Origin of the sequence: Gemmata palustris, from assembly GCF_017939745.1 — a bacterium.
GTDB classification, from domain to species: domain Bacteria; phylum Planctomycetota; class Planctomycetia; order Gemmatales; family Gemmataceae; genus Gemmata; species Gemmata palustris.
On the sequence record NZ_JAGKQQ010000001.1, the window covers coordinates 3,455,249 to 3,476,113 of the forward strand.

A 20,865-nucleotide genomic window follows, 5' to 3' on the forward strand; every position below is an offset into this window, starting at 1 on the left:
CATGCGTCGAGGGATCGCCGAACGCGGAGCGGACCTTCCCCACCGCTGGCCGTGGCTCATCCGTGGGTTCCGCCGGTACGCCTGCCGCTACGTGCGCAAGAACTTCCACGCGGTGCGCCTGTCGAAGTCTGGACACTCGCTGGAAGCCGGCGACGCCCCGCTGCTCGTCGTGCTGAACCACCCCTCGTGGTGGGACCCGCTCATCGGGATCGTGCTGAGCCGCGCGTTTATCGACCGCGACCAGTTCGCGGCCATCGACGCCGTCGCGGTGCAGCAGTACCGGTTCTTCCAGCGCCTCGGGTTCGTGGGAGTGGATACCAAGTCGCTGCGCGGCGCCGTCGAGTTCCTCCGCGCAGGCGCTGCGATTCTCTCGCAGCCGCGTCGCGTGTTCTGGGTCACGGCCCAGGGCCGATTCACCGATGCACGCGAGCGCCCGCTCGGGTTGCAGTCGGGGGTTGGGCACCTCGCCGCGCGCTTGAACGCGGCCACCGTGCTCCCGATCGCGATCGAGTACGCCTTCTGGACCGAGCGCACGCCGGAGGCACTCGTGCGCGTCGGTGAGCCGCTCAAAGTCGCGGAGCACCCGGGCTTGAGCGGCAAAGAGTGGACCGCGCTTATTGAAACAGCACTCACGCACAATCTGGACGCTCTGAACGCCGAAACGATGCGACGCGACCCAGCCGCATTCACGGAGTTGCTCACAGGGGAAACCGGCGTGGGCGGCGTGTACGATTCGTGGCGCCGATTGAAGTCGTGGGCACGCGGACGGAAGTTCGACCCGGCACACGATCAATCCGCACGGGAAGCTCAACCGGGAGCAAAGTCGTGATGACGCTGCTCGCGCTCACGTGGGTCGGGCTCGTTTGCGCGGCGGTCCCCGCCCTGCTCTATTTGCAGAACGCATTCCTCTTCCGCGCGCCGCCCGTCATTGACAACACGGTGCCACTGACGCCGATCTCCATTCTCATTCCGGCCCGAAACGAAGAACTCGGGATCGAAGCCTGCGTGCGATCCGTGCTGGCGTCCCAATACATCGAACTCGAAGTGATCGTACTCGATGACGCCAGCACCGATCGTACTGCCGAAATCGTTCGCGCGATCGCAACGACCGACGCGCGCGTGCGGGTCGAAGCCGCGCCGCCGCTCCTCGACGGCTGGTCGGGCAAACAGCACGCCTGTTTCGTGCTCTCGAAGCTGGCGAGCTTCGACACGCTCACGTTTCTCGATGCCGATGTGCGGCTCAGCCCGGACGCACTCGCGCGAATGTCGCTGTTCCTTCGCGCGAACGGCGCGGATCTGGTCAGCGGGTTCCCCAAACAGGAAACCGGCACTCTCCTCGAAAAGCTGCTCATCCCGCTCATCAACTGGCTGTTGCTGTGCTTCCTGCCACTGTGGGGGATGCGGCACTTCCGTTGGCCGGCGTTCGGCGCCGGGTGCGGGCAGTGGTTCATGACGACCCGCGCGGCTTACGAAAAGGTTGGCGGACATGCGGCGGTGAAGACCTCGTTCCACGACGGGCTCACGTTGCCGCGTGCGTACCGTAAAGCAGGGTTCTGGACCGATGTGTGTGACGCGACCGATCTCGCCGCGTGCCGGATGTATCGTTCGGCCAGTGGGGTGTGGTTCGGGCTCGCGAAGAACGCTCGCGAGGGGATGGCCGCGACCGGGCAGATTGGGTTCTGGACCGTGGTGCTACTGTGTGGCCAAGTGCTGCCGGTGCTGCTGCTCGTCCTGGTGGTTGCGACCGCGGCGTGCGACGTTGAGTTCGGCTATGATCCACTCGGGCGTGCGATTGAACGTACCACACGGCCGTTCGTGTTGACACTGCTGGGTGCGGCGTGTCTGCTGTCCCTGCTACCGCGCCTGCACACTGCCGTGCGGTTCCGGCAATCGTGGCTCGGATGGCTCATCCACCCCGTTGCCATCGTGTTGCTGCTCGCGGTTCAGTGGTACGCCGTCTTCCGCGCGCTGGCCGGCAAGCCGGTCGCGTGGAAGGGCCGCACGCACCCGGCGAACTTAACTTCACGCGAGGCGAAGTAACACCATGTCCGACGCTCCCGCTTACGTCATCGTCGGCGCGTCCGGCGGAATCGGGTCCGATCTGTGCCGGCGGCTCGTGTCGCGCGGGCCGTGTAAAATCGTACTCGCCGCCCGCGATCCCAATAAGTTGGAACGCCTGGCGGACGAACTTCGCGCGATCAACGGGGACGCGGAAATCGTCACCCGCGTCACGGACGCGACCGATTCCGGCGCCGTCGATGCCCTCTTTGCCGCCGCGTCGGCCACTTTCGGCACGATCCACGGCGTAACGAACCTCTGCGGGTCGATCCTGCTGAAGCCGGCCCACCTGACATCAGACAAGGAGTTCGGCGACACGCTCGCGGTGAACCTCCTCACGGCGTTTCACGTCTTGCGCGCCGCAGCGAAAGCGCTGACGGGCGGCGGGTCGGTGGTCCTGATGTCCACCGTCGCTACGAAGATCGGCCTGGCGAACCACGAAGCCATCGCCGCAGCGAAGGGCGGGATCAACGGGCTGGTAATCTCCGCCGCGGCGACCTACGCGGCCCGCAACATTCGCGTGAACGCGGTCGCCCCGGGGCTGGTTCGCACGCCACTCGCGGAGCGGCTGACATCGAGCGAAGCCACCCTGAAAGCGTCCACCGCGATGCACCCCCTGGGTCGAATCGGCGAACCCGGCGACGTGGCTTCCGTGCTGGCGTGGCTGCTCGACCCGGCAACGACATGGGTTACCGGTCAGGTGCTCAGTGTCGACGGCGGCCTGTCGAGCGTTCGCGCGAAGTGAGCCCTCGTCCCGCGCGTCACACGTCGAGATCTTCGGCGACGGTCTGCTCCGCCTTCTCCATGATGAAATCGTACCGGTAGCCCGCGTCCTTACCGAGCAGTTCCACGAACACACGGTCCACATCCAGGGCGTTCTCGATCTTCACCTTCAGAAGCGTCCGCGTCTTCCGATCGAGAGTCGTGCTGGCGAGGTCTTTCGCGTCCATTTCGCCCAATCCCTTGAACCGCGTCACCTCGAACTTGCGGTTGGCTTTCTGCAGTTTCTCGACCAGTTCTTCCTTCGCGTTATCGTCCTGAACCCAGTGAATTTCCTTCCCGACATTTACCCGGTACAGCGGCGGCTGCCCGATGAAAACGTGCTCCTGCTCGATCAGTTTCCGCATGTGGCGGAAGAAGAAATCGAGCATCAGCGTGCTGATGTGGCACCCGTCGGCGTCGGCGTCCATGAGCAGGATGATTTTGCCGTAGCGGAGGCCGTCGATGTTGAACTTCTCGCCCGCCCCGGTGCCGATCGCGGTCACGAGATCGGAAATCTCCTGGTTCCCGAGCGCCTTCGAGGTCACCAGGTCCTCACAGTTCAGGATCTTCCCGCGGAGCGGCAGAACGGCCTGCGTGTCGTTGTTGCGCCCCTGCTTCGCCGATCCGCCGGCCGAATCGCCCTCGACGATAAACAGTTCGGTCTTGTCGCGGTCGGTCGATTTGCAGTCCGCGAGTTTCCCGGGAAGGCTCAGGCGCTTACTGCCGGGCGTCTTGCGCTTCACCTCTTCCTTCGCGGCGCGCGACGCATCGCGCATGCGCGCCGCGATCACGATGCGGGCGACGATCGAGTCGGCCGCGGTCTTGTTGTTGTTCAACCACGCTTCGAGCGCCGGGCGCACGAAGTTGTCGACGGTGCTTTCGATCTCCGGGTTGTTGAGTTTCTGCTTCGTCTGGCCCTCGAACTGCGGTTCCCGGACGAACACCGAGAGCACCGCGACCACGCCCTCGCGGATGTCGTCGGCCGTGATCTTCAGCCCCTTCACCTTCACGTCGTGCGTTTCGATGTAGCCGTTGATCGCTTTGCGGAGCGCACTCTTCAGACCGTTCTCGTGGGTACCGCCGCTGGGCGTGCGAATGCCGTTCGCGTAGGAGCGGTACGTTTCTTCGGTCGATTCGGTCCACTGGAGCGCGACCTCGACCCGGTCGCCGGTTTCGCGCGCGGCCGAGAAACCGGCTTCGGTTACCGACGGTTTCTGCCCGTCCGTCACGAGTTTCGTGAGGAACGCGGGCAACCCGCCGGGGTTCGCGAGTTCGAGCGTCTCACCGCTCACCTCGTTCTTGTACGTGATCTTCAACCCGCTGTGGACGAACGACGTGTCTTCCAGGCGCGCCTTGATGGTGTCCGGGTCGAAGCGCACCGTCTTGAAGATGGTGTCGTCCGGCTCGAAATAAATGCTCGTGCCGTGCCCGCGGAACGGCCCGACCTTTTCCAGTTTCGCGAGCGGCGTGCCCTTCGCGTACTCCTGGCGGTACTCGAACCCGTCGCGCCGCACGGTGGCGACGAGCTTTTTCGAGAGCGCGTTCACGACCGACGCGCCGACGCCGTGCAACCCACCGGAGTTGATGTACCCGCTGTCGGACTCGCCGAACTTGCCGCCCGCGTGCAGCACCGTCAACACGAGTTCCAGCCCGGTCTTCTTGTGCTTCGGGTGCGTATCCACCGGGATGCCGCGGCCGTTGTCGGTAACGGTGATCGCGTGCCCGGACTTGTGAAGCGTGAGCGTGATGTGGTCCGCGAACCCGTTGATGTACTCGTCCACGGCGTTGTCGAGGATTTCCCACGCGAGGTGGTGCAGCCCCTTCCCGTCGACGCCGCCGATGTACATCGCGGGGCGCTTGCGGACCGGCTCCAGCCCTTCGAGCACCTGAATGGATTCGGCCGTGGTGTACGCCGACCGGCCAACGGTAAGTGCGCTCATTGTGATTCGATCCCCACTCTGTCTGTTGCGTGTCCCGGTGAGTGGGCGCGGCCCACTATATTACGCAGCGGGCACGACCCGCCGGATGAATTCACCCCGATCCGATTTCGTTTCGTCCTAGGACTTCTTGCCCTCGACCGCGTCCCAGTCGGCCAACTCAATTGGTGGCGGGGTTACGCGCGCGAACTTGGTCCGCAGACCGGGCTTCTCGCCCTTCGCCCCGCGCTTCCGGACCTTGATCGCCCCCGGGCCGAAGTCCTGGCTCTTCCCGTTCTCGGTCTCGACGACGAGCTTATCGAACCGGCCGCCGACCAACACGCCGCCCAAGCAGTCGTCCTTCGGGTCCAGTTCGATCCCGATCACGCCCTTGCCCGCGCCGGAGAGGATCGAAACTTGGTCCAGCGGGAAGTGCGTCACGTACCCGCCGGCGGTCGCGAGCATCAAACTCTCTTCCGCGCCGGCGAGCCGCACCATCACCACCTTATCACCGGCTTCGAGTTTCACGAAGCGCCGACCGACCTTCGTGGACTCCGTGCGGAACGTGGTCAGCGGGAGCCGCAGCACGAACCCGTTGCGCGTGCAGACGACCAGGAACGGGCCGCCGGGGGTGTCGCCCTTGGGCGCCGCGTCCGCGGGCGTGAAGCGCGGGTCGGTGGTCACCGCGGCCACCACTTTCACGCCGTCGCTGAGCTTGAAGAACTTGGTGATCGGCTCGCCGTACCCCGCGGTCGCGGGCACCTCGTTGATCCGCATCGAGTACGCGGCGCCGTCGTCCGCGAAGAACGCGACGTGATCGAGCGTGCTCCCGGGGATGACCGCGACGACCTCGTCGCCCTCCTCGACGCGCGTGCTCTCGACCGCGGCCAACCGGCCGACGCGCTTGATGCGCCCGTTGCGCGTGAGCACGACGTTGGTATTCTCGCGCACGATGTACGCTTCTTCGTCGAACGTGAGCACGTCCTCGTCGGACGCCATCCGCGTCTTCCGGCGCTCGGGGAACTTTTCGATCAGCGCTTCCAACTCGCCCCGAATGACGCCCCACAGTTTCTTTTCCGACGCGAGGATGATTTCGATCTCCTTCGCCTGCTTCTTTTTCTCCGCGAGTTCGTCCAGGATCTTCTGGATCTCCATCTGCGCGATCTTGTAGAGCTGCGAGTCCAGGATCGCGGTCACCTGCTCGTCGTCGAGCTTGAACGCCGCTTTCAGTTTCTCGGCGGCGTCCGACTTGCCGCTCGATTCGCGGATGATCTTGATCGCGCGGTCGAGCGCGTTGAAGATGATCGCGAACCCTTCGAGAATGTGAATCCGCTTGCGGAGCTGCCGCAACTGGTACTCGAACCGCCGGCGCACGGTCGCGAGCCGGAAGTCGAGGAAGTGCTTCAACAGTTCCCGGAGGCTCAAACCGTCCTTCGGCACCATCCGCGTGCCGTCCGAGTTGGGCACGAGCGCGGTCATGTTGTACGAGAACGACTTCTGCAACTCGGTGTGCTTGTACAGGTACGCCATCACCAGGTTGGGATCGGTGCCGGCCTTCACTTCCAGTACGAGCCGCAACCCGTCCTTCTCGTTGGACTCGTTCGCCTGCCCCGTCAGTTGCGGCAACTTGCGCTGATCGATGATCGAGCCGATGGTGTTTTCCAGGTCGCCCTTGTTCACGCCGTAGGGGATGGACGTGACGACGATCTGCGACTTGCCCCGCTCGTACTCCTCTTCCTTCCACTCGGCCTGGACCTTGATCGTGCCCGTGCCTTCTTCGTAGATCTTGCGCAGGGCGGCGCGGTCCGCGAGGATCTTGCCGCCGAGCGGGAAGTCCGGCCCCTTGATCTTGTCGAGCAGGTTCGCGACGCTCGCGTCCGGGTTGTCGATCAGGAGCACGCACCCGCGGAGCACTTCGCCGAGGTTGTGCGGCGGGATCTGCGTCGCCATGCCCACCGCGATGCCCGCGGTGCCGTTCACCAGCAGGTTCGGGAACTGCGCGGGGAGCACGCTCGGTTCCTGGCGGGTGCCGTCGTAGCTCGGGTTGAAATCGACCGTTTGCTGCCCGAGTTCGTCGAGCAGCATCTCGGCGTGCCGCGTGAGCTTCGCTTCCGTGTACCGGTACGCCGCGGGCGGGTCGCCGTCGACCGAGCCGAAGTTCCCCTGCCCGAACACGAGCGGCACCCGCAGCACCCAGCTCTGCGACATGCGGACGAGCGCCTCGTAGAGCGCGCCGTCGCCGTGCGGGTGGTAGTTGCCCATCACCTCGCCGACGATCTTGGCGCACTTCAGCGCCTTGCGATCGAAACTCAGGTTCAGGTCGTTCGACATCGCATAGAGGATGCGGCGCTGAACGGGTTTGAGGCCGTCGCGCACGTCCGGCAGCGCGCGCCCGCTCACCACGGACATCGCGTAGGTGAGGAACCGGGTCCGCACTTCACTCGCAATGGAAACAGTTTCGATCGACTCGGCCATAGCGCTCTCCGAGACCTCTCCCAACGCCCTCCTTCAAAATAGGAGGCTAAAACGGAAACTCGTTTGGGGATTGGCCTTCTGGTCCTGCTCCCCTTCTTTTTAGGAGAAGGGAATGGGGGTTGGGTCGGCTCTTCAATCAAACTGAACGCCCGACCACTTTAACACAATATACCCGATCCGGCAAAAAGCGGAAGGTTGGAAGGTTCCCCGGAAGCGCGAACAACCCCCGCGGGTGCGAGGGTTGAAAGGGGGCGCCTGGTGTAGCGGTCGCGGCGCACGTGGGGCTTGGCGAATTGTGCGCGGTTACGGTCGGGGAGAGGGCTACTTCTGCTTCGGCGCGGGGTACGCCTTCAGGCACTTCTCCAGCTCCGCCTGGTATTGCGGGGTCGCTTCCTCGAACCCCTTGAGCCGCCACAGGCTCGTGAGTAGTTGCCCCTCGGCGGTGTCCACACCCTTAATCAGCCCGTCGCGGACCTTTTTGGCAGTCGCGGCGGTGAAGGCGTCCTTCCGGTACAGCACCACGCCCGACGGGAACGCTTCGGACTGGGCGAGGACTTTCAACTGTGCCCCCGCGCCCGGCTTCAGCTTCTGATACGTGACGAGGGCCGCCGCGTCTACCAGCGCGGCCGGGCACGTGTCGTCGGAAACCGCGTCGAGCGCGTCCTCGACCGACTTGCCCTTGAGCGCGGCCACGCCGCAGGTGCCGTCCGGCAGCGCCTCTTTGAGGCGCTCGAAGTAGAGCCGGCAGTGCGCCTTCGTGCCGTTGGGGATCGCGACCGAATCGCCCTTCAGCCCCGCGGCGGATTCCACCTTCGAGTTCGCGTTCACCACGAGCACCGCCTGGATCTTGTTGCCCGGCACGGTGACAACGAGCGGCACGAGTTCCGGGTGCTGCTTGACCCAGGCGTACTCGAACCCGTGGAGCACCGCGACGTCGATCTTGTTGCCCCGCAGTTGGTCGGCGAGGTCCGCGTAGTCGCGGCCCACGGCGATCTCGCCCTTGAGCCCGGACTGCTTCTCGAACATGACCTGGAACGGCCGGGAGGCCCGCTGCACCACCGCCTGCGGGAGCCCGCTGAACATGCTCTCCGGCAACCCGATCTTCAGCGGCGCCGGCTCCGCCGCGCCCACGAGCGGCGCGGCGGGGACCACCGCCACCGCGATCGGGAGCAGGAAACCGAGTAACGACCCGTAAACGCGCCCCACGTGACACCCCTTATTTCGGAAGTTTCGAGTCCCGAGCCCCGACCGCCCAATTCCCGGTCTCAGTGTTTCTGATCCAGAACCAAATCCCGCCCGCACCGATTGCCGGCGCGGGTTCGTTCCGCACGTGGTGTCTTCGCTCGAGGTGGAACCAGAACGTGTGCGTTAATCCGACTTCGGTTTTCTTTTCACGAGGCGCAACCGGCTTTTTACGAGCCGCGACCGCAAGGGAGCGGGAGGCCCCCTTTTATCGTCGCGGTTCCACGCACTGGGAGCCCGCTCCCTTGCGGTCGCGGCTCGTTCAACGCACTGAGGCGCCCCCGTTTGTCCTCACGGTTCAACACACTGGGAGCCCGCTCCCTTGCGGTCGCGGCTCGTAAAAACCGGCGCGGCTCGTGAAACCCGCTACGAGGCTAGCGGTCCGGGAACTCCGGGTGGATGCCGCCCGCGGTGACCCGCTCCAGCGCCGCGAGCGCGAGGAGGTACTGGTACACCGCTTCGACGTACTCCGACTGTGCCCGCGCCGCGATCACTTCGGCCTGAACGAGCTGATCCTTCGACTTGACGATCTCCGCGGACGCCCGTGCGTTCTCCTGAATCTCTTTGCTCAGTTTGAACTGCAAGATCGAATACGCGAGGCGCTCGGACGCGACTTCAAAGTCGAAGTACGCGATCTGGGCCTCGAGCTTGATGAGATAGTACGCCTTCTCGTAAACCGATTCCGCGCGCCGGGCGAAGGCCATCGCCCGGCACACGCGATCGAACTTGCTCCCGACCAACTGCGCCGGCATCTCGGGGATGATCCCACCGGGGCGGTAGTCCGTCCCGCGGTTCGCTTGCGGGATCTCCTTCGCTTTGATGTCCGCGCCCGAGGCGAGCGTCGGGACCACCCGCTTGAAGGGGATTTTGCCCTGCGCGTACACTTCGAGCCGGAACGCATCCACGCCCGCCGCGGCCAGCACGAGTTCCGGGCGCCGCTCCAGCGCGAGTTCCACCACGCGGTCCGACGTGAGCGGCTCCTTCTGACTCATGATCGGCAGTTCTTTATCCTTCACCTGGAACGGGAACGTGCGGGCGTCCACGGACATCACCTCGCGCAACCCCGCGAGCGCCTTCTGCCGACCGATCCGCGCGGACGCCTGCAGCTTCTTCGCGTCCAGCAGCCCGCTCTGCATGAACTGGAGTTTGCCGAGGTTGAAATCGCCGAGGTCCTTCGCCGGGGTCTCCTTCAGGAACGCCTCGGCGACCGCGACCAGCGTGGCGATGCGGAACACGACCCGGTCCGCGAGCTGCAATTGCTGCTTGGCGTAGACCGAGTTGTAATAGAGCCGGGTGACATCCTGCACGACCTCGTTGTGGAGCTTCTGGTACTCCGCGGAGGTGGCCATCAGCCCGCGCTTCGCTTGTTGCTTGCGGATCTCCACGTCGGGGCTGATGAGGGTGCTCGCGGTGCCGAAGTTGCTCAGCGCGCGGTACCCCGCTTCGGTCGCCGCGGCACTCTCCTTGACGGCCTTGAGCGACGGCTGGCGCTCCAGTGCGATCGCGATGCACTCGGCGAGCGACAGTTCCGGTCCGACGTCGGCGTACTTGTCGGCCCCGTTCTTACCGGCGTCCGGTTGAACCGGGACCGGGGCGGGCGCGGGCAACGGGTTCTGCTTGGGCTGAGCGTTGAGAGTGGCCCCGACCATGAACGACAGAGGGGCGAGACCGGCCAGGAGCCGGACGGCGAGTTTGGGAGTTCGTGCTGGCAGTTGCATGTCCGTCCCCTGGCACCTTCAAAGATGACGAGTCCGTTCGTCCCCACTTTCATCGTCCCTGGCTCAACCGGGCTGGACCGGTATGGCCCACGAACCGACACGATCCGCCCCCGCGATACGGGTCGCTCCGGCTGTAACGCCTGGAGTGGTACAATGAGGGTATCGCACCAGAGAACGGAGCTATGCACCAGACCAGTCCGGGCGTGGAACGAGCAGTCGCGGGGGCGCGCGTGTGGGCCGATCGGCTCGGTTCGGAACGGGTGCGCCTGGCGCACTACGTGTTGGCACTGCTCGATGAGGACGAGGGGCGCCCGGCGGTGCTCCTCGAGCACATCGGGCTGTCCGTTCCGCACGTGCGCGAGCGCCTCGAACGGACCGAAAGTCCCGTTGCGCCCGAGATTTCCGTCTTTTTCAACGCGGCGCGGGCGTGGTCGATCGCCTACCGACACGATCCCGAGTTCCTGACCGATGCGTTTCTGATCGCGGTACTGAACGCGCACCCCGCGTTCCGTGCGGAGGCGACCGCCGCCGGCTTCGGGCCGGAGTTACTTGAGCGAATCCTGACCAAAACGGCCCCCTCCACACAGGAACCGGACGCACAACTGGCCGTGTTCGAGGTGCCTAACGCGACGGCCGAAATAGACGCGGGGCGCGTCCTGGACGCGAGCTTCAACCGCGCGCGCGAAGCCGCCCGTGTACTGGAAGACTACTGCCGGTTCGTACTCGACGACCGGTTCCTCACGCAACAAGTAAAGGAACTCCGACACGGTCTGGCGTCCGCGTCCCAGAAACTACCGCAACGAACGCTGCTCGCCGCACGCGAAACGCTGCGCGACGTGGGCACGACCGCGACCGCCGGGAGCGAGTACGAGCGCACATCACCCGCACACGTCGCGTTCGTGAACCTGAAGCGGCTCCAGGAATCGCTCCGCAGCCTCGAAGAGTTCGGCAAAGTGTTCGGCCCCGAACTCGGGCGCGATCTCGAAGCGCTCCGCTACCGCACGTACACGCTCGAGCGGGCCATTTCGCTCGGCGCCGCGAGTCGAGAACGCCTCGCATCAGCGCGCCTGTACGTGCTTCTCACGCGCGCGCAGTGCGTTTGCGCACTCGACTGGACCATTCGCGAGGCCGCACGCGGGGGGGCGGACGTGTTCCAGCTCCGCGAAAAAGCACTGCCCGATCGCGAATTGATCGCGTGTGCCCGCAACGTCCGCCAGTGGACGCGCGAAACCAACACGCTCTTCATCATCAACGACCGCCCCGACATCGCGAAACTGTGCGAGGCCGACGGCGTTCACTTGGGGCAAGACGACCTGAGCGTGAAGGACGCGCGCCGAATCCTCGGCCCGGACGCACTCATTGGTGTGAGTACGCACTCGATCGACCAATTGCGGCGCGCGGTCCTGGACGGCGCGGACTACATCGGCACCGGACCGACGTTCCCGTCGCGCACCAAAACGTTCGAGCACTTCCCGGGTTTAGAGTTTGTTCGGGCCGCGTGCGCGGAGTCTTCGATACCCGCGTTCGCGCTGGGGGGGATCAGTTCCACAAACATTGCCGAGGTAATCGCGGCGGGCGCGAATCGGGTCGCGGTGAGTTCGGCGATTTCGACGGCCGAAGACCCGGAACAAGCGGCCCGGTTGTTGAAAGCGGCACTTCCGGATTAACTCTCTATCGCGCCGCGGGTTGTAACGCGGGTGGACGAGAAAAAGCGGCAGGATCACCGAGCCGGACTGCAACATTCCCCCTCACCGAGACGAAAAGATGCGGCGGGATAGCACCTTTGGGTATAAACTCGGTGAGTTGGTAAAATGGGCGATCTGCATCCGACTGTACCGCCGAGTGTAATACCGGGAGCGGCCCGGATCATCACACCCGGTTCAGAGCGGGATCGGGTCGCCGACCGGGTACGGGGTCACGGAATGGACGGCATCCGAGAGTTGCTGGAAGCGGCGCGCGCGGCCGGGCTCACAACCGGCCGGTTCCGCGGGCTGCTTCACATCGCCATCGGGCGCACCATCAGCAAGCCGGACGGGACGAAGCTCTCCACCGGCGTCACCTGGCGCGCGCTCGCTTCGCTCCTCAAAACGCTCCGCTACGATCCCGAACTCGGGCGCGAGGCGGGCGCCGACCCGGACACGCTCTCGCCCCGGGACCGCGAGCGCTACTGGTACGCCGTGATCGCGCTGGCGCGCGTGGACGGCCCCGAAGCCCGCGCGGAGGCCGAGAAGCTCGTCGCCCCGCTGAAAGACGCCGGGTTCGTGGTCACCCCGTCCACGACCGCGCCGCCGCCCGCGAAGATCCGGCCCATCGTGAAAGAAAAGCCCGACGCCAAGACCGAGAAACCCGAAGAGAAGTCACCGAAGAAAAAGAAGAAGTGACTGTGCCAATACCCGCCCGAACGCAGCTTGGACTCGTAACGAGCCGCGACCGCGAGGGAGCGGGAGGCGCGCCCAGCTTTTAACGAGCCGCGACCGCAAGGGAGCGGGTTGCGCGCCCAGTTTGTCGTCGCGGTCCAACACACTGGGAGCCCGCGCCCTCGCGGTCGCGGCTCGTTCGACACACTACGACGAACGCGGGGTTCGGCTTGTAACGAGCGCGCCCAGTTTGTCGTCGCGGTCCAACACACTGGAAGCCCGCGCCCTTGCGGTCGCGGCTCGTTCAGTCCACAGATTAACCACCCAGTCCCCGGTCATTTAACCGCGCGTACCACTTCCACTCGTACCCGTCCGGTAACGTCGCGTCCGCGGCGCATTCGAGATGCACGATGCGCCGGTGTAATCCGGCATCGGTCTTACTGTGGCCGCTCGCGTGCGTGACGAGCGGGCGCATCAGCAGCGCGTCCCCCGCGCGACATTCGAGTGTCACCGGATCGCGGGGTTCGTCGTTGGTTTGGTTGTAGAAGCGGTGCGAACCGGGAATCACCCGGAGCGGCCCGTTATCGGGCGTCATGTCGTCGAGGTGGATGCGAACCGTGAGCGCCCGATCGAGCACACTTTGCGGCGCGATCACGTGCGGCACTCCGGCCTTGACCGTGGGCTTGGTGAACAGCGCCGGTCCGCCTGGTGCCCGCACGGCGATGCTGTAATCCTTGTGCCACGGCAGCGCCCACGAGTGGCCGGGCGGCTTGTCGAAGTACAGCACCCGCACCACGCCCGCGTGCGCCCCGAGCACATCGAGTAACGCGCCGAGCAGCGGTTCGACGCGAAGGAGGCCCACCACACCCGGCCACAGATCGAGCAAGTTGCGCGCGCCATACGCCGGCCCGGATTCCCCCGTGAGAACGGCACCGTCGTCCGCGTGCCGGCGGGTGATCTCTTCCCATTCCGCGAGCGCGGCGGCGACGGCTTCGGGGGCGAACACATTACGGAGAAACGTGAAGCCATCACGTTCGAGGGGCTCGCGCCACGTCACGGTTTCGGGCTCCGAAAGAACAGACCGTACACCGCCGCGCCGCTCGCGATGAAGCCCATCCCGACGAACGCTTCCGTTCGCGATTCCGGGTTCACGAAGAAGTTCAGGAGAACCAACCCCATGATCGCGATGTACAGCGCCGGCACGAATGGGTAGCCCCAGCAGCGGTACGGCCGGTTCTCGGGCGTGACCGGGATGCGCTGCCGGAACGTGAAGATCGTCGCCACCGCCAGCGTCTCGAACGTGACCGAGCCGAAGATCACGAAGTCCGTCATGATGTCGAACGGCGACTTCCCGGGCGGCACGTTGAGGTCCAGTTCGGTAAACCCGAGGGGCACCACGGGAACGCGGTACTGCGTGAGTGCGCCGACGCACAGCACGAGCAGCGCCGACCAGGTCGCCACGACGATTGTCGCGAGCGCGGGCGTCTTGTACCGCGGGTGGATCGCGGCGAGTTTCGCGGGCGCGAGCCGGTCCTCGCCCATCGCGTAGAGCAGGCGCGGGCCGACGAGCAGGTTCCCGTTGAGCGCGCCGAGAACGGACGTCATCACGATCGCGGACGCGAGGAGTACCCCGAACGGTCCGAGCAGGACCGCACAAAATTCGGTGGCGAGCGGCGTTTTCGACAGTTCGCCGGCCGCGTTCTTCGCGATGATCTCGTCGCGCGGCAACACGAGGTGGTACGCGAAATTCGCCCCGCAGTAGAGCGCGATCAGGATGAACACCCCGGCCAGGAGCGCGATCGGGATGTTCCGGTGCGGTTCTTTTACTTCCCCGGCAACCGGGGCGATGTTCATCCAGCCGTTGTACGCCCACAGCACGCCGACCAGCGCGACCCCGAACCCGCTCCAGTTGATCCCGAACACACCGGGCGGCCACGTGGGGCTGAGGTGCGAGACTTTGGGCGGGTGTGTCGGCTCGGCGACCATCGCGTACACCGCGAACGGCAGCACAATGATAAACAGCAGCGAAGTGACTTTCAGAACCGTGATCGCGAACTGTACGCGCCCGCCGAGCAGCGTCCCGCGGGCGTTCACGAACGCGAGCCCCATAATGACGGACGCGGTCAGCAGTTGGCGTATCCAGAACGACAAAACTTCGACCGTCTGCCCCGGGTAAAGTGTCTGGCGCAGTACGTCATGGAACGACTCGGTGAACATGGTGGCGAGTGCGGCGGCCGACGCCGCGCGGATGATCCAGAACTCGACCCACCCCCACAGGAACCCGGCCATTCGGCCGTACCCCTCGCGCAAGAACACGTAGTTCCCGCCGGCCCTCGGGAACAGGACCGCGATCTCGGCGAGCGCGAGCGCGCCGAGCAGCGCGAGCACCCCGCCGAGTACCCAAACGGACATCGCGAGCCCGAACTCGGGCACGTTGTCCGCGACCTTGCGGCCCTTGACGAACACCCCGGACCCGATGACGGTGCCGACGATGATCGCGGTCGCGATCCACGGGCCGATCACGCGCGGCAGTGACTGCGGTTGTGTGTGCTGCATGGCGGACGATGATACGCGACGGGACGCGCCGCGTCACGAGTTCGGTTCGCGGTTCGGCCGTATTGTCGCAGGAATAACCGGGCGCATCAGTCGAAAATGACCGTCTTGCGGTCGTAGACGAGGATCCGGTGGTCGATGTGCCACCGCACCGCGCGCGACAGCACCATCTTTTCCAGGTCGCGGCCCTTCTCCAGCAGGTCTTCGAGGCCGTCGCGGTGCGAGATGCGCACCACGTCCTGCTCGATGATCGGCCCCTCGTCCAAATCTTCCGTCGCGTAGTGGCTGGTGGCGCCGATCAGCTTCACCCCGCGCTCGAACGCCCGGTGGTACGGCTTCGCCCCCACGAACGCGGGCAGGAACGAGTGGTGAACGTTGATGACCCGGTGCGGGTACTTCGAGACGAAGTTCTTCGACAGCACCTGCATGTACCGCGCCATCACCACGAGGTCGATCTTCTCGGCGGCGAGCAGGTCCAGTTGCTGTTTTTCGGCCTCGTCTTTCGCGCCGGCCGGGACCGGGATCAGGTGAAGGGGTACGCCGTAAAAGTCGCTCCACTTCTGTGCGTCCGGGTGGTTCGCGACGATGAGCGGGATGTCGCAGGGCAGTTCGCCCGTCTTGTGGCGATAGAGCAGGTCCATCAAGCAGTGGTCGTACTTCGAGACGAACAGCGCGACCCGCAGCGGGTGGCGCGAGTCCTCGAGCCGCCAGCGCATCTCGAAGCGATCGGCGAGCGGGGAGAAGCGCCGGGAGAACTCCGCGAGGTCGAGCGCGAACCCCGTGAGATCCCACTCGACGCGCATCAGGAACAGTTTCCCCTGCGCGTCCTGGTGCTGGTCCGCGTGCAGAATGTTCGCATCGAACTTGTAGAGGAACTCCGCGACCGCGGCGACGATCCCCTTGCGGTCGGGACAGGTAATCAGCAGTACGGCAGTGTTCTTCATAGGTTTCGCAAGCCGTGTTCCGTGCTCAGTTTTCAGTCGGCAATCTATCAAGCCGGGACCGCACAGGCGTCCCGGAAACCCCTACAGACTCAGTTCCGGGCACGAGTCATTCCGCGAGTCCCGAACTGAAGTCCTCTTCTTCCTCCGCGGTCATGCCGGTCGGCGGGGCCGGTTCGGGGGCCTTCGCGGTGACGACCTTTGCGTGCTCCTCGCCCTCAACGACGTCGGCCCCGTGCGCGCGCTTGATGGCCTCTTCCGTGCTCGTCGGGTCCACCACGCGGCAAATGTCGGTGAGCTTGTCGGAAATCTCGGACAGCTCCTTCTTCCAATCCTCGGCCGTGAGACCCGGCGGCGTGAGTTGCTCGAACTCCTGCGTCAGCAGAATGAGCCGCAGAAGGTGGCGGAAAATCAAGCCTTCCTGCTTCGTGAGATCCTTGGTCGTGACGTAGGTGTTGAAGTTGCCGTAATTCACGACCTCGTTCGCGGCCCACACGCCCTGCGTGATGAAGTCGCCCACTTCGGGGTACTTCGAGTCGAAGAGCATCCGCGCCTTGTCCGCCAGCACCGGCGGGCGCTCGTCCCACGGCACCCACTCCTCTTCTTCCTCTTCCTCGCCCTCCACCTTCGGCGCCTTGGCAACGATCAGCCCCTTCGCGATCAACTCCGGGTCGAGCTTCTCCGTTTGCAGCGGACCGGGAGAAAGATCAAAGGGCACGCGGACGAATTTCAGCAGCGGGCGCGGGAGTTCGAGGACGCTTTCGAGCAACTGCAGGCGCTCTTCGCGGTTCGCGACGCCGAGCAAATCAATCAAGAACGCCCCGTACAGCGGGTGGCACGCGCGGAACACGAGCAGCTTGTCGAGTTCGAGCGTGGGCGTCGCGGTGAGCGGCGTATAGAGAGGCGGTTCGGGACGAGCAAGCGGCGCGGCTCCTCCCTTGTTAGAAATCGTGAGATCAAGTACCGCCTTCTCCCGCTTCCCTTCGGGGAGAGGGGACGGAGGGGTAAGTTCCTCTTTTGACGGCGGTTCTGGATCGAGCTTCACGAACCCGTTCTCGTGCAGCGTGGTCAACATCCGCGTGAGTTGCTTCATCCCGGCTTCGATGCGCGGTTGATCGAGCAGCCGCTTGCGGACCACGCTGCGAATCTTCTCGACGTCCGGCGACACTTTCAGCAGGTACGCGAGCAGCCGCCACGGGAGCGGCCCCTTGCTGTAGAGCCGGCCCGCCGGGGCGCTCTTCAGGCGCTCGAAGTCCGTCTCGGTCCAGTATTTCTTTTGCGAGTTCCGCGTCGGCTTCTTTTTGAGCAGCGCCTTCTTCGCTTTGAGCAGGCCCGGGTCCTTCGTGTTCTCGGGGATCTGGTCGTACTGCTGCTTCCAGCGGAGGATGCGCACGTCGTCCTCTTCCGGGTAGGCGAAGACGTACCCCTCCGTGTCGTACTGCGGGCGCCCGGCGCGGCCGAAGATCTGGTGTGCGGTGCTCGGGTCGATCAGTTTCTCTTTGCCGAACGGCCCCTTCACGAGCGACGTGAGTACCACCGACCGCGCGGGAAGATTGATACCCGCCGCGAGCGTTTCCGTGCAAAGAGCAACCGACAGTAGCTTCTTCTCGAAGAGTTCCTCCACCACGCGCCGGTACTTGGGCAGCAGCCCGGCGTGGTGAACGCCGACCCCGCGCCGGAGCATCTGCTTGAGCTTCGGCCCGACGCCGTTGGGCCATTCGAGCTTGTCACACTCCTTGTTCAGCGCGGTCTTCTGCGCCGCGTTCATCAGGTCCAACCCCTTCAACTGCTCGGCCACGTTCCAGCACTCGTCGCGGTTGAACGCGAACACCAGGGCGGGGGTTTTCCGCGTGGCGTCGTCGCCCTTCGCGATGTCCACGAGCAGTTCGTTGAGGAACTGGTCCGGCACCCACCGATACGTCAGCGGGATCTTCCGTTCGCGCCCCTCGACGAGTTCGAGTTGCCGCCCGTGGCACCGGTCGAGCCAGTTCGTGAACTCGACCGCGTTGCCGACGGTCGCGGAGAGCAACAGCAGCCGAATGTGTTTGGGCAGCATGTTGAGCGACAGTTCCCACACGATCCCGCGCTCGGGGTCTGCGAAACTGTGGAACTCGTCCATCACCACCGCGGACGTGTGCTGAAAATCGAACCCCTCTGCGTGCAGTAACCGGTTCAGCAGGATCTCGGCCACGACGATGAGCACGCGCGCGTTCGGGTTCACGCGGCGGTTGCCCGTCACCAGCCCCACGTCCTCGGCCTTGAACCCCCACCGAACGGCCGCGGCCTGCATTTCGGCGAACTTCTGCTCGGTGAGCGCGATGAGCGGCGTGGTGTAGTACGCAACGGTGTTCGTGTGGAGCGCCTCGTACAGCGCCGCGTGCGCGATGAGCGTCTTACCGGTCCCGGTCGGCGCGCAGACCATCACCCCCTGCTCCGCCGTGAACCACGCGAGCAGGGCCTCCTCCTGCACCGGGTACGGCGGGTACGGGAGCTGCTCGATGTACTTGGACGCGAGATCGGACCGAATATCAGACGCACTCATTCGCCGGGCCTCTCTGGGAGCCGTTACTTTAGCAGAATGATGCGCCCGAACGAACGGCCGGCCCCGCGCACCCGCGGTAGCCACCGCGGTGAGGGGATCGCCCGGCCACAAATCCGGCTCCAACCATCACTTCGATTTGAGGCGCTCGATGAGGAAGTCGGCGGAGGTCTTGTACTTCGGGTGCGCCTTGCCGGGATAGACCAACACGCACTCCATTCCCTCTGCCTTCAGCTTCTCTTCGAGGATCATGCCGAGCAGAGCGGAGTGCGTCGGATCGTCCTGGTTCTCGCCCTTCACCGGCAACTTCTTTTGCGACGGGTACTCCATGAAGACCGGCGGATCATCCTTCGTGACGTGCGTGATCGGCGAATACTCCTCGATCCACGGGAGTAACTTTTCGCGCTGCTCGAAGAACGCCTGAAACGCGCCGTCGCGGTTGGTGGGGGTGCGCACGCCGAATGCGTGACCGCCGTAGCGGGCGTTCGGCATCCACTCTCGCAGCACTTTGGGGTCGAGCGTCGTTTGCGCGCCATTGACGGCAACACACGACAGGCGCGTCGATTCGCGGCTGATGGGATCAGCGCTCTTGGGGTCGGCGCGGTCGTTGTGGAACGCGAGCCACAGCGACGAGCACGCGCCGGCCGATCCGCCGGTCGCGCCGATGCGCGTTTTGTCGAGGTTCCATTCCGCCGCCTTCGCGCGCACGAATTGCAGCGCCCGGGCTGCGTCTTCGAGCGGCCACTTAACGGGCGGTTTGATGCCGGCCGCGTCCGCTTGCGTGACCAGCCGGTAGTTGATCGCGACCACCGAAATACCCGCATCAAGGTAGCGTTTTACGCCGTTACGGTAGCCGCTCTTATCACCGTTCACCCACCCGCCGCCGTGAATGAGCAACACGACCGGTGTGGGCGACTTCGACTCGGCCTTCCAGAAATCGAGCACCTGGCGCTCGTGCGTGCCGTATGCGACGTTCGCCGCCGTGCGCGCGATGGCCGGAGCGGGCGCCACGGGCCGCGGATCGGCGGCAAGAACCGCGTGCGGCGCGGTGACTTCCAGCCCGCGCTCGTCGGTCACCGCGAGTTCGTACACCAGCGGCCGGTCCGCGGGTAATTTCGCAGTCACCACCCCGTCTTTGATTTCCGCGTCGATCGATTTCCAGTCGCGCGTCTGCCACGGCCCTTCCGCGACCGCGTAGTGTAGATGTGCGGACTTCAGTTTCACCTTGCTCGACACCTTCGCGCTCACGGTATCACCGGCGCGCATCACGCCGCTGATAGACGGAAGCGGGTCGCCTTTCTTCAGGTGCGTGTCGATGAACGCATCCACTTCGCCGAACGTCCAGATGTGACCGTGCGGCAACCGCACGCGGACGGACAGCGTGCGCGGCCCTTTGACCAGTTCGTAGCACTTCTGGTAACTGTCCATCGGGTACGCGAAGTCGTTCGTGCCGTTCAGGAACAGGATCGGGCACTTCACGTTCGGCAGGTACTTCGACGGGTCGAACGTGTCCACCCAGCGCTTGCGCCGGTCCGCATCGACTTTGTCGAAACGCGCCTCCTTCCACGCGCTGTTCTCGTGCAAGAACCCGCACCCGTAGACCGGCGCGGCGGCTTTGAACCGGTCATCGACCCCCGCGACGATGCACGTGAGGTACCCGCCCCAACTGATGCCGGTCACCGCGACCCGATCCTTGTCCACTTCCGCGAACGAGCGCAACAGATTGTGCCCGCGGATCACAGCCGCGATTGCGTGGTACGTCCACATGTCGCCAACGGTTTTGTCGTCGAAGGCGCGGAACTTCGCGTCGTCGGATTGGTCCGGTCCGCCGTCCGCGAGCCGCCCGTTCGGCCCGTTGCCGGCCAGGTCCATCGCGAGCGCGCAGTACCCGCGTGCGGCCCAGTGCTCGGCCCACGCCTGGAACGCCTTCCCGCCCCCACCGTGAACGAGCAGCACCGCGGGGAACGGCCCGTCGCCCTTCGCGGGGCGGGCATAGTACGCGAACACGCGCGTCGGCTTTCCCCGATACGGTTCACCGGGATAATACACCTCGCGCGCCTTCCCGACTTCCTTGCCCCACTCCGGCTTCACCTCGGCTCGACCGAGCGCGGCCACGTCCCACGGCCCGGTCTTCGGTGGATCAGCAGCGAACAGCGCAGAGGGAGCAAATACGAGAAATAGGAGAGCAACAGCGCGCGTCATCGTGGAGACCAGTGGGGGAGTGCGGGGACAACAAACAGCACGCGGCCGTTTGTCGCACGGGCAGAATGGCAGTTTGACACGAGGAGCGGGCGGGTGCAAGAT

At 65.1% G+C, this 20,865-nt stretch carries 14 protein-coding genes; 5 read left to right on the forward strand and 9 right to left on the reverse strand.

Going from position 1 to position 20,865, the window contains the following annotated elements; all coding sequences use genetic code 11:
• Position 1: 1 nt before the first annotated feature.
• Genes J8F10_RS14155 through J8F10_RS14165 form a run of 3 tightly spaced genes read left to right on the forward strand, consistent with a single transcriptional unit; the run spans position 2 to position 2,803 of the window.
• The gene (locus J8F10_RS14155; RefSeq protein ID WP_210654528.1) at positions 2 to 829 is read left to right on the forward strand and encodes a lysophospholipid acyltransferase family protein; all 828 of its coding nucleotides are present in this window, start codon (positions 2 to 4) and stop codon (positions 827 to 829) included.
• Positions 829 to 2,040 (forward strand): glycosyltransferase family 2 protein, encoded by a 1,212-nt coding sequence (locus J8F10_RS14160; protein ID WP_246524251.1) that lies wholly within the window; start codon positions 829 to 831, stop codon positions 2,038 to 2,040. Before J8F10_RS14155 ends, J8F10_RS14160 begins: the two co-directional genes overlap by 1 nt.
• A 4-nt stretch (positions 2,041 to 2,044) precedes the next feature.
• Positions 2,045 to 2,803: an SDR family NAD(P)-dependent oxidoreductase gene (locus J8F10_RS14165; RefSeq protein WP_210654532.1), complete on the forward strand. Its 759-nt coding sequence runs from the start codon at positions 2,045 to 2,047 to the stop codon at positions 2,801 to 2,803.
• A 16-nt stretch (positions 2,804 to 2,819) separates the two neighbouring features.
• Here the strand turns inward: J8F10_RS14165 and J8F10_RS14170 are convergent, their stop codons facing one another.
• The 4 genes from J8F10_RS14170 to J8F10_RS14185 form a co-directional block, all read right to left on the reverse strand.
• Positions 2,820 to 4,760 carry a DNA gyrase/topoisomerase IV subunit B gene (locus J8F10_RS14170; RefSeq protein ID WP_210654534.1) on the reverse strand — a complete coding sequence of 647 codons (1,941 nt, stop codon included), beginning with the start codon at positions 4,758 to 4,760 and terminating at the stop codon, positions 2,820 to 2,822.
• 117 nt (positions 4,761 to 4,877) lie between these two features.
• Entirely contained in the window at positions 4,878 to 7,211 is a 2,334-nt protein-coding gene (locus tag J8F10_RS14175; RefSeq protein WP_210654536.1) for a DNA gyrase/topoisomerase IV subunit A, read from the reverse strand.
• Between the two features lie 321 nt (positions 7,212 to 7,532).
• The gene (locus J8F10_RS14180; protein ID WP_210654538.1) at positions 7,533 to 8,417 is read right to left on the reverse strand and encodes a phosphate/phosphite/phosphonate ABC transporter substrate-binding protein; all 885 of its coding nucleotides are present in this window, start codon (positions 8,415 to 8,417) and stop codon (positions 7,533 to 7,535) included.
• Between the two features lie 410 nt (positions 8,418 to 8,827).
• Positions 8,828 to 10,171 (reverse strand): TolC family protein, encoded by a 1,344-nt coding sequence (locus tag J8F10_RS14185; protein WP_210654539.1) that lies wholly within the window; start codon positions 10,169 to 10,171, stop codon positions 8,828 to 8,830.
• A 182-nt stretch (positions 10,172 to 10,353) separates the two neighbouring features.
• Here J8F10_RS14185 and J8F10_RS14190 point away from each other — a divergent pair, with 182 nt between their 5' ends.
• Both J8F10_RS14190 and J8F10_RS14195 read left to right on the forward strand, forming a co-directional pair.
• Complete coding sequence (locus J8F10_RS14190; protein ID WP_210654541.1) at positions 10,354 to 11,838, forward strand: thiamine phosphate synthase; 1,485 nt, start codon at positions 10,354 to 10,356, stop codon at positions 11,836 to 11,838.
• 255 nt (positions 11,839 to 12,093) lie between these two features.
• Entirely contained in the window at positions 12,094 to 12,552 is a 459-nt protein-coding gene (locus J8F10_RS14195; protein WP_210654543.1) for a hypothetical protein, read from the forward strand.
• Positions 12,553 to 12,844: 292 nt separating this feature from the next.
• Here the strand turns inward: J8F10_RS14195 and J8F10_RS14200 are convergent, their stop codons facing one another.
• From J8F10_RS14200 to J8F10_RS38890, 5 genes are all read right to left on the reverse strand, one after another.
• On the reverse strand, positions 12,845 to 13,585 hold the full coding sequence (locus tag J8F10_RS14200) for a phytanoyl-CoA dioxygenase family protein (protein ID WP_210654545.1): 741 nt from the start codon (positions 13,583 to 13,585) through the stop codon (positions 12,845 to 12,847).
• Positions 13,582 to 15,084, reverse strand: a complete 1,503-nt coding sequence (locus J8F10_RS14205; RefSeq protein WP_246523343.1) for an APC family permease — start codon at positions 15,082 to 15,084, stop codon at positions 13,582 to 13,584. The genes J8F10_RS14200 and J8F10_RS14205 overlap by 4 nt, the downstream gene beginning before the upstream one ends.
• Before the next feature lie 86 nt (positions 15,085 to 15,170).
• Positions 15,171 to 16,025 (reverse strand): formyltetrahydrofolate deformylase, encoded by an 855-nt coding sequence (gene purU / locus J8F10_RS14210; protein ID WP_210654547.1) that lies wholly within the window; start codon positions 16,023 to 16,025, stop codon positions 15,171 to 15,173.
• A 106-nt stretch (positions 16,026 to 16,131) separates the two neighbouring features.
• Positions 16,132 to 18,564 (reverse strand): DEAD/DEAH box helicase, encoded by a 2,433-nt coding sequence (locus J8F10_RS14215; RefSeq protein WP_210654549.1) that lies wholly within the window; start codon positions 18,562 to 18,564, stop codon positions 16,132 to 16,134.
• Between the two features lie 126 nt (positions 18,565 to 18,690).
• Positions 18,691 to 20,763, reverse strand: a complete 2,073-nt coding sequence (locus tag J8F10_RS38890; RefSeq protein ID WP_246523345.1) for an alpha/beta hydrolase family protein — start codon at positions 20,761 to 20,763, stop codon at positions 18,691 to 18,693.
• Positions 20,764 to 20,865: the final 102 nt, after the last annotated feature.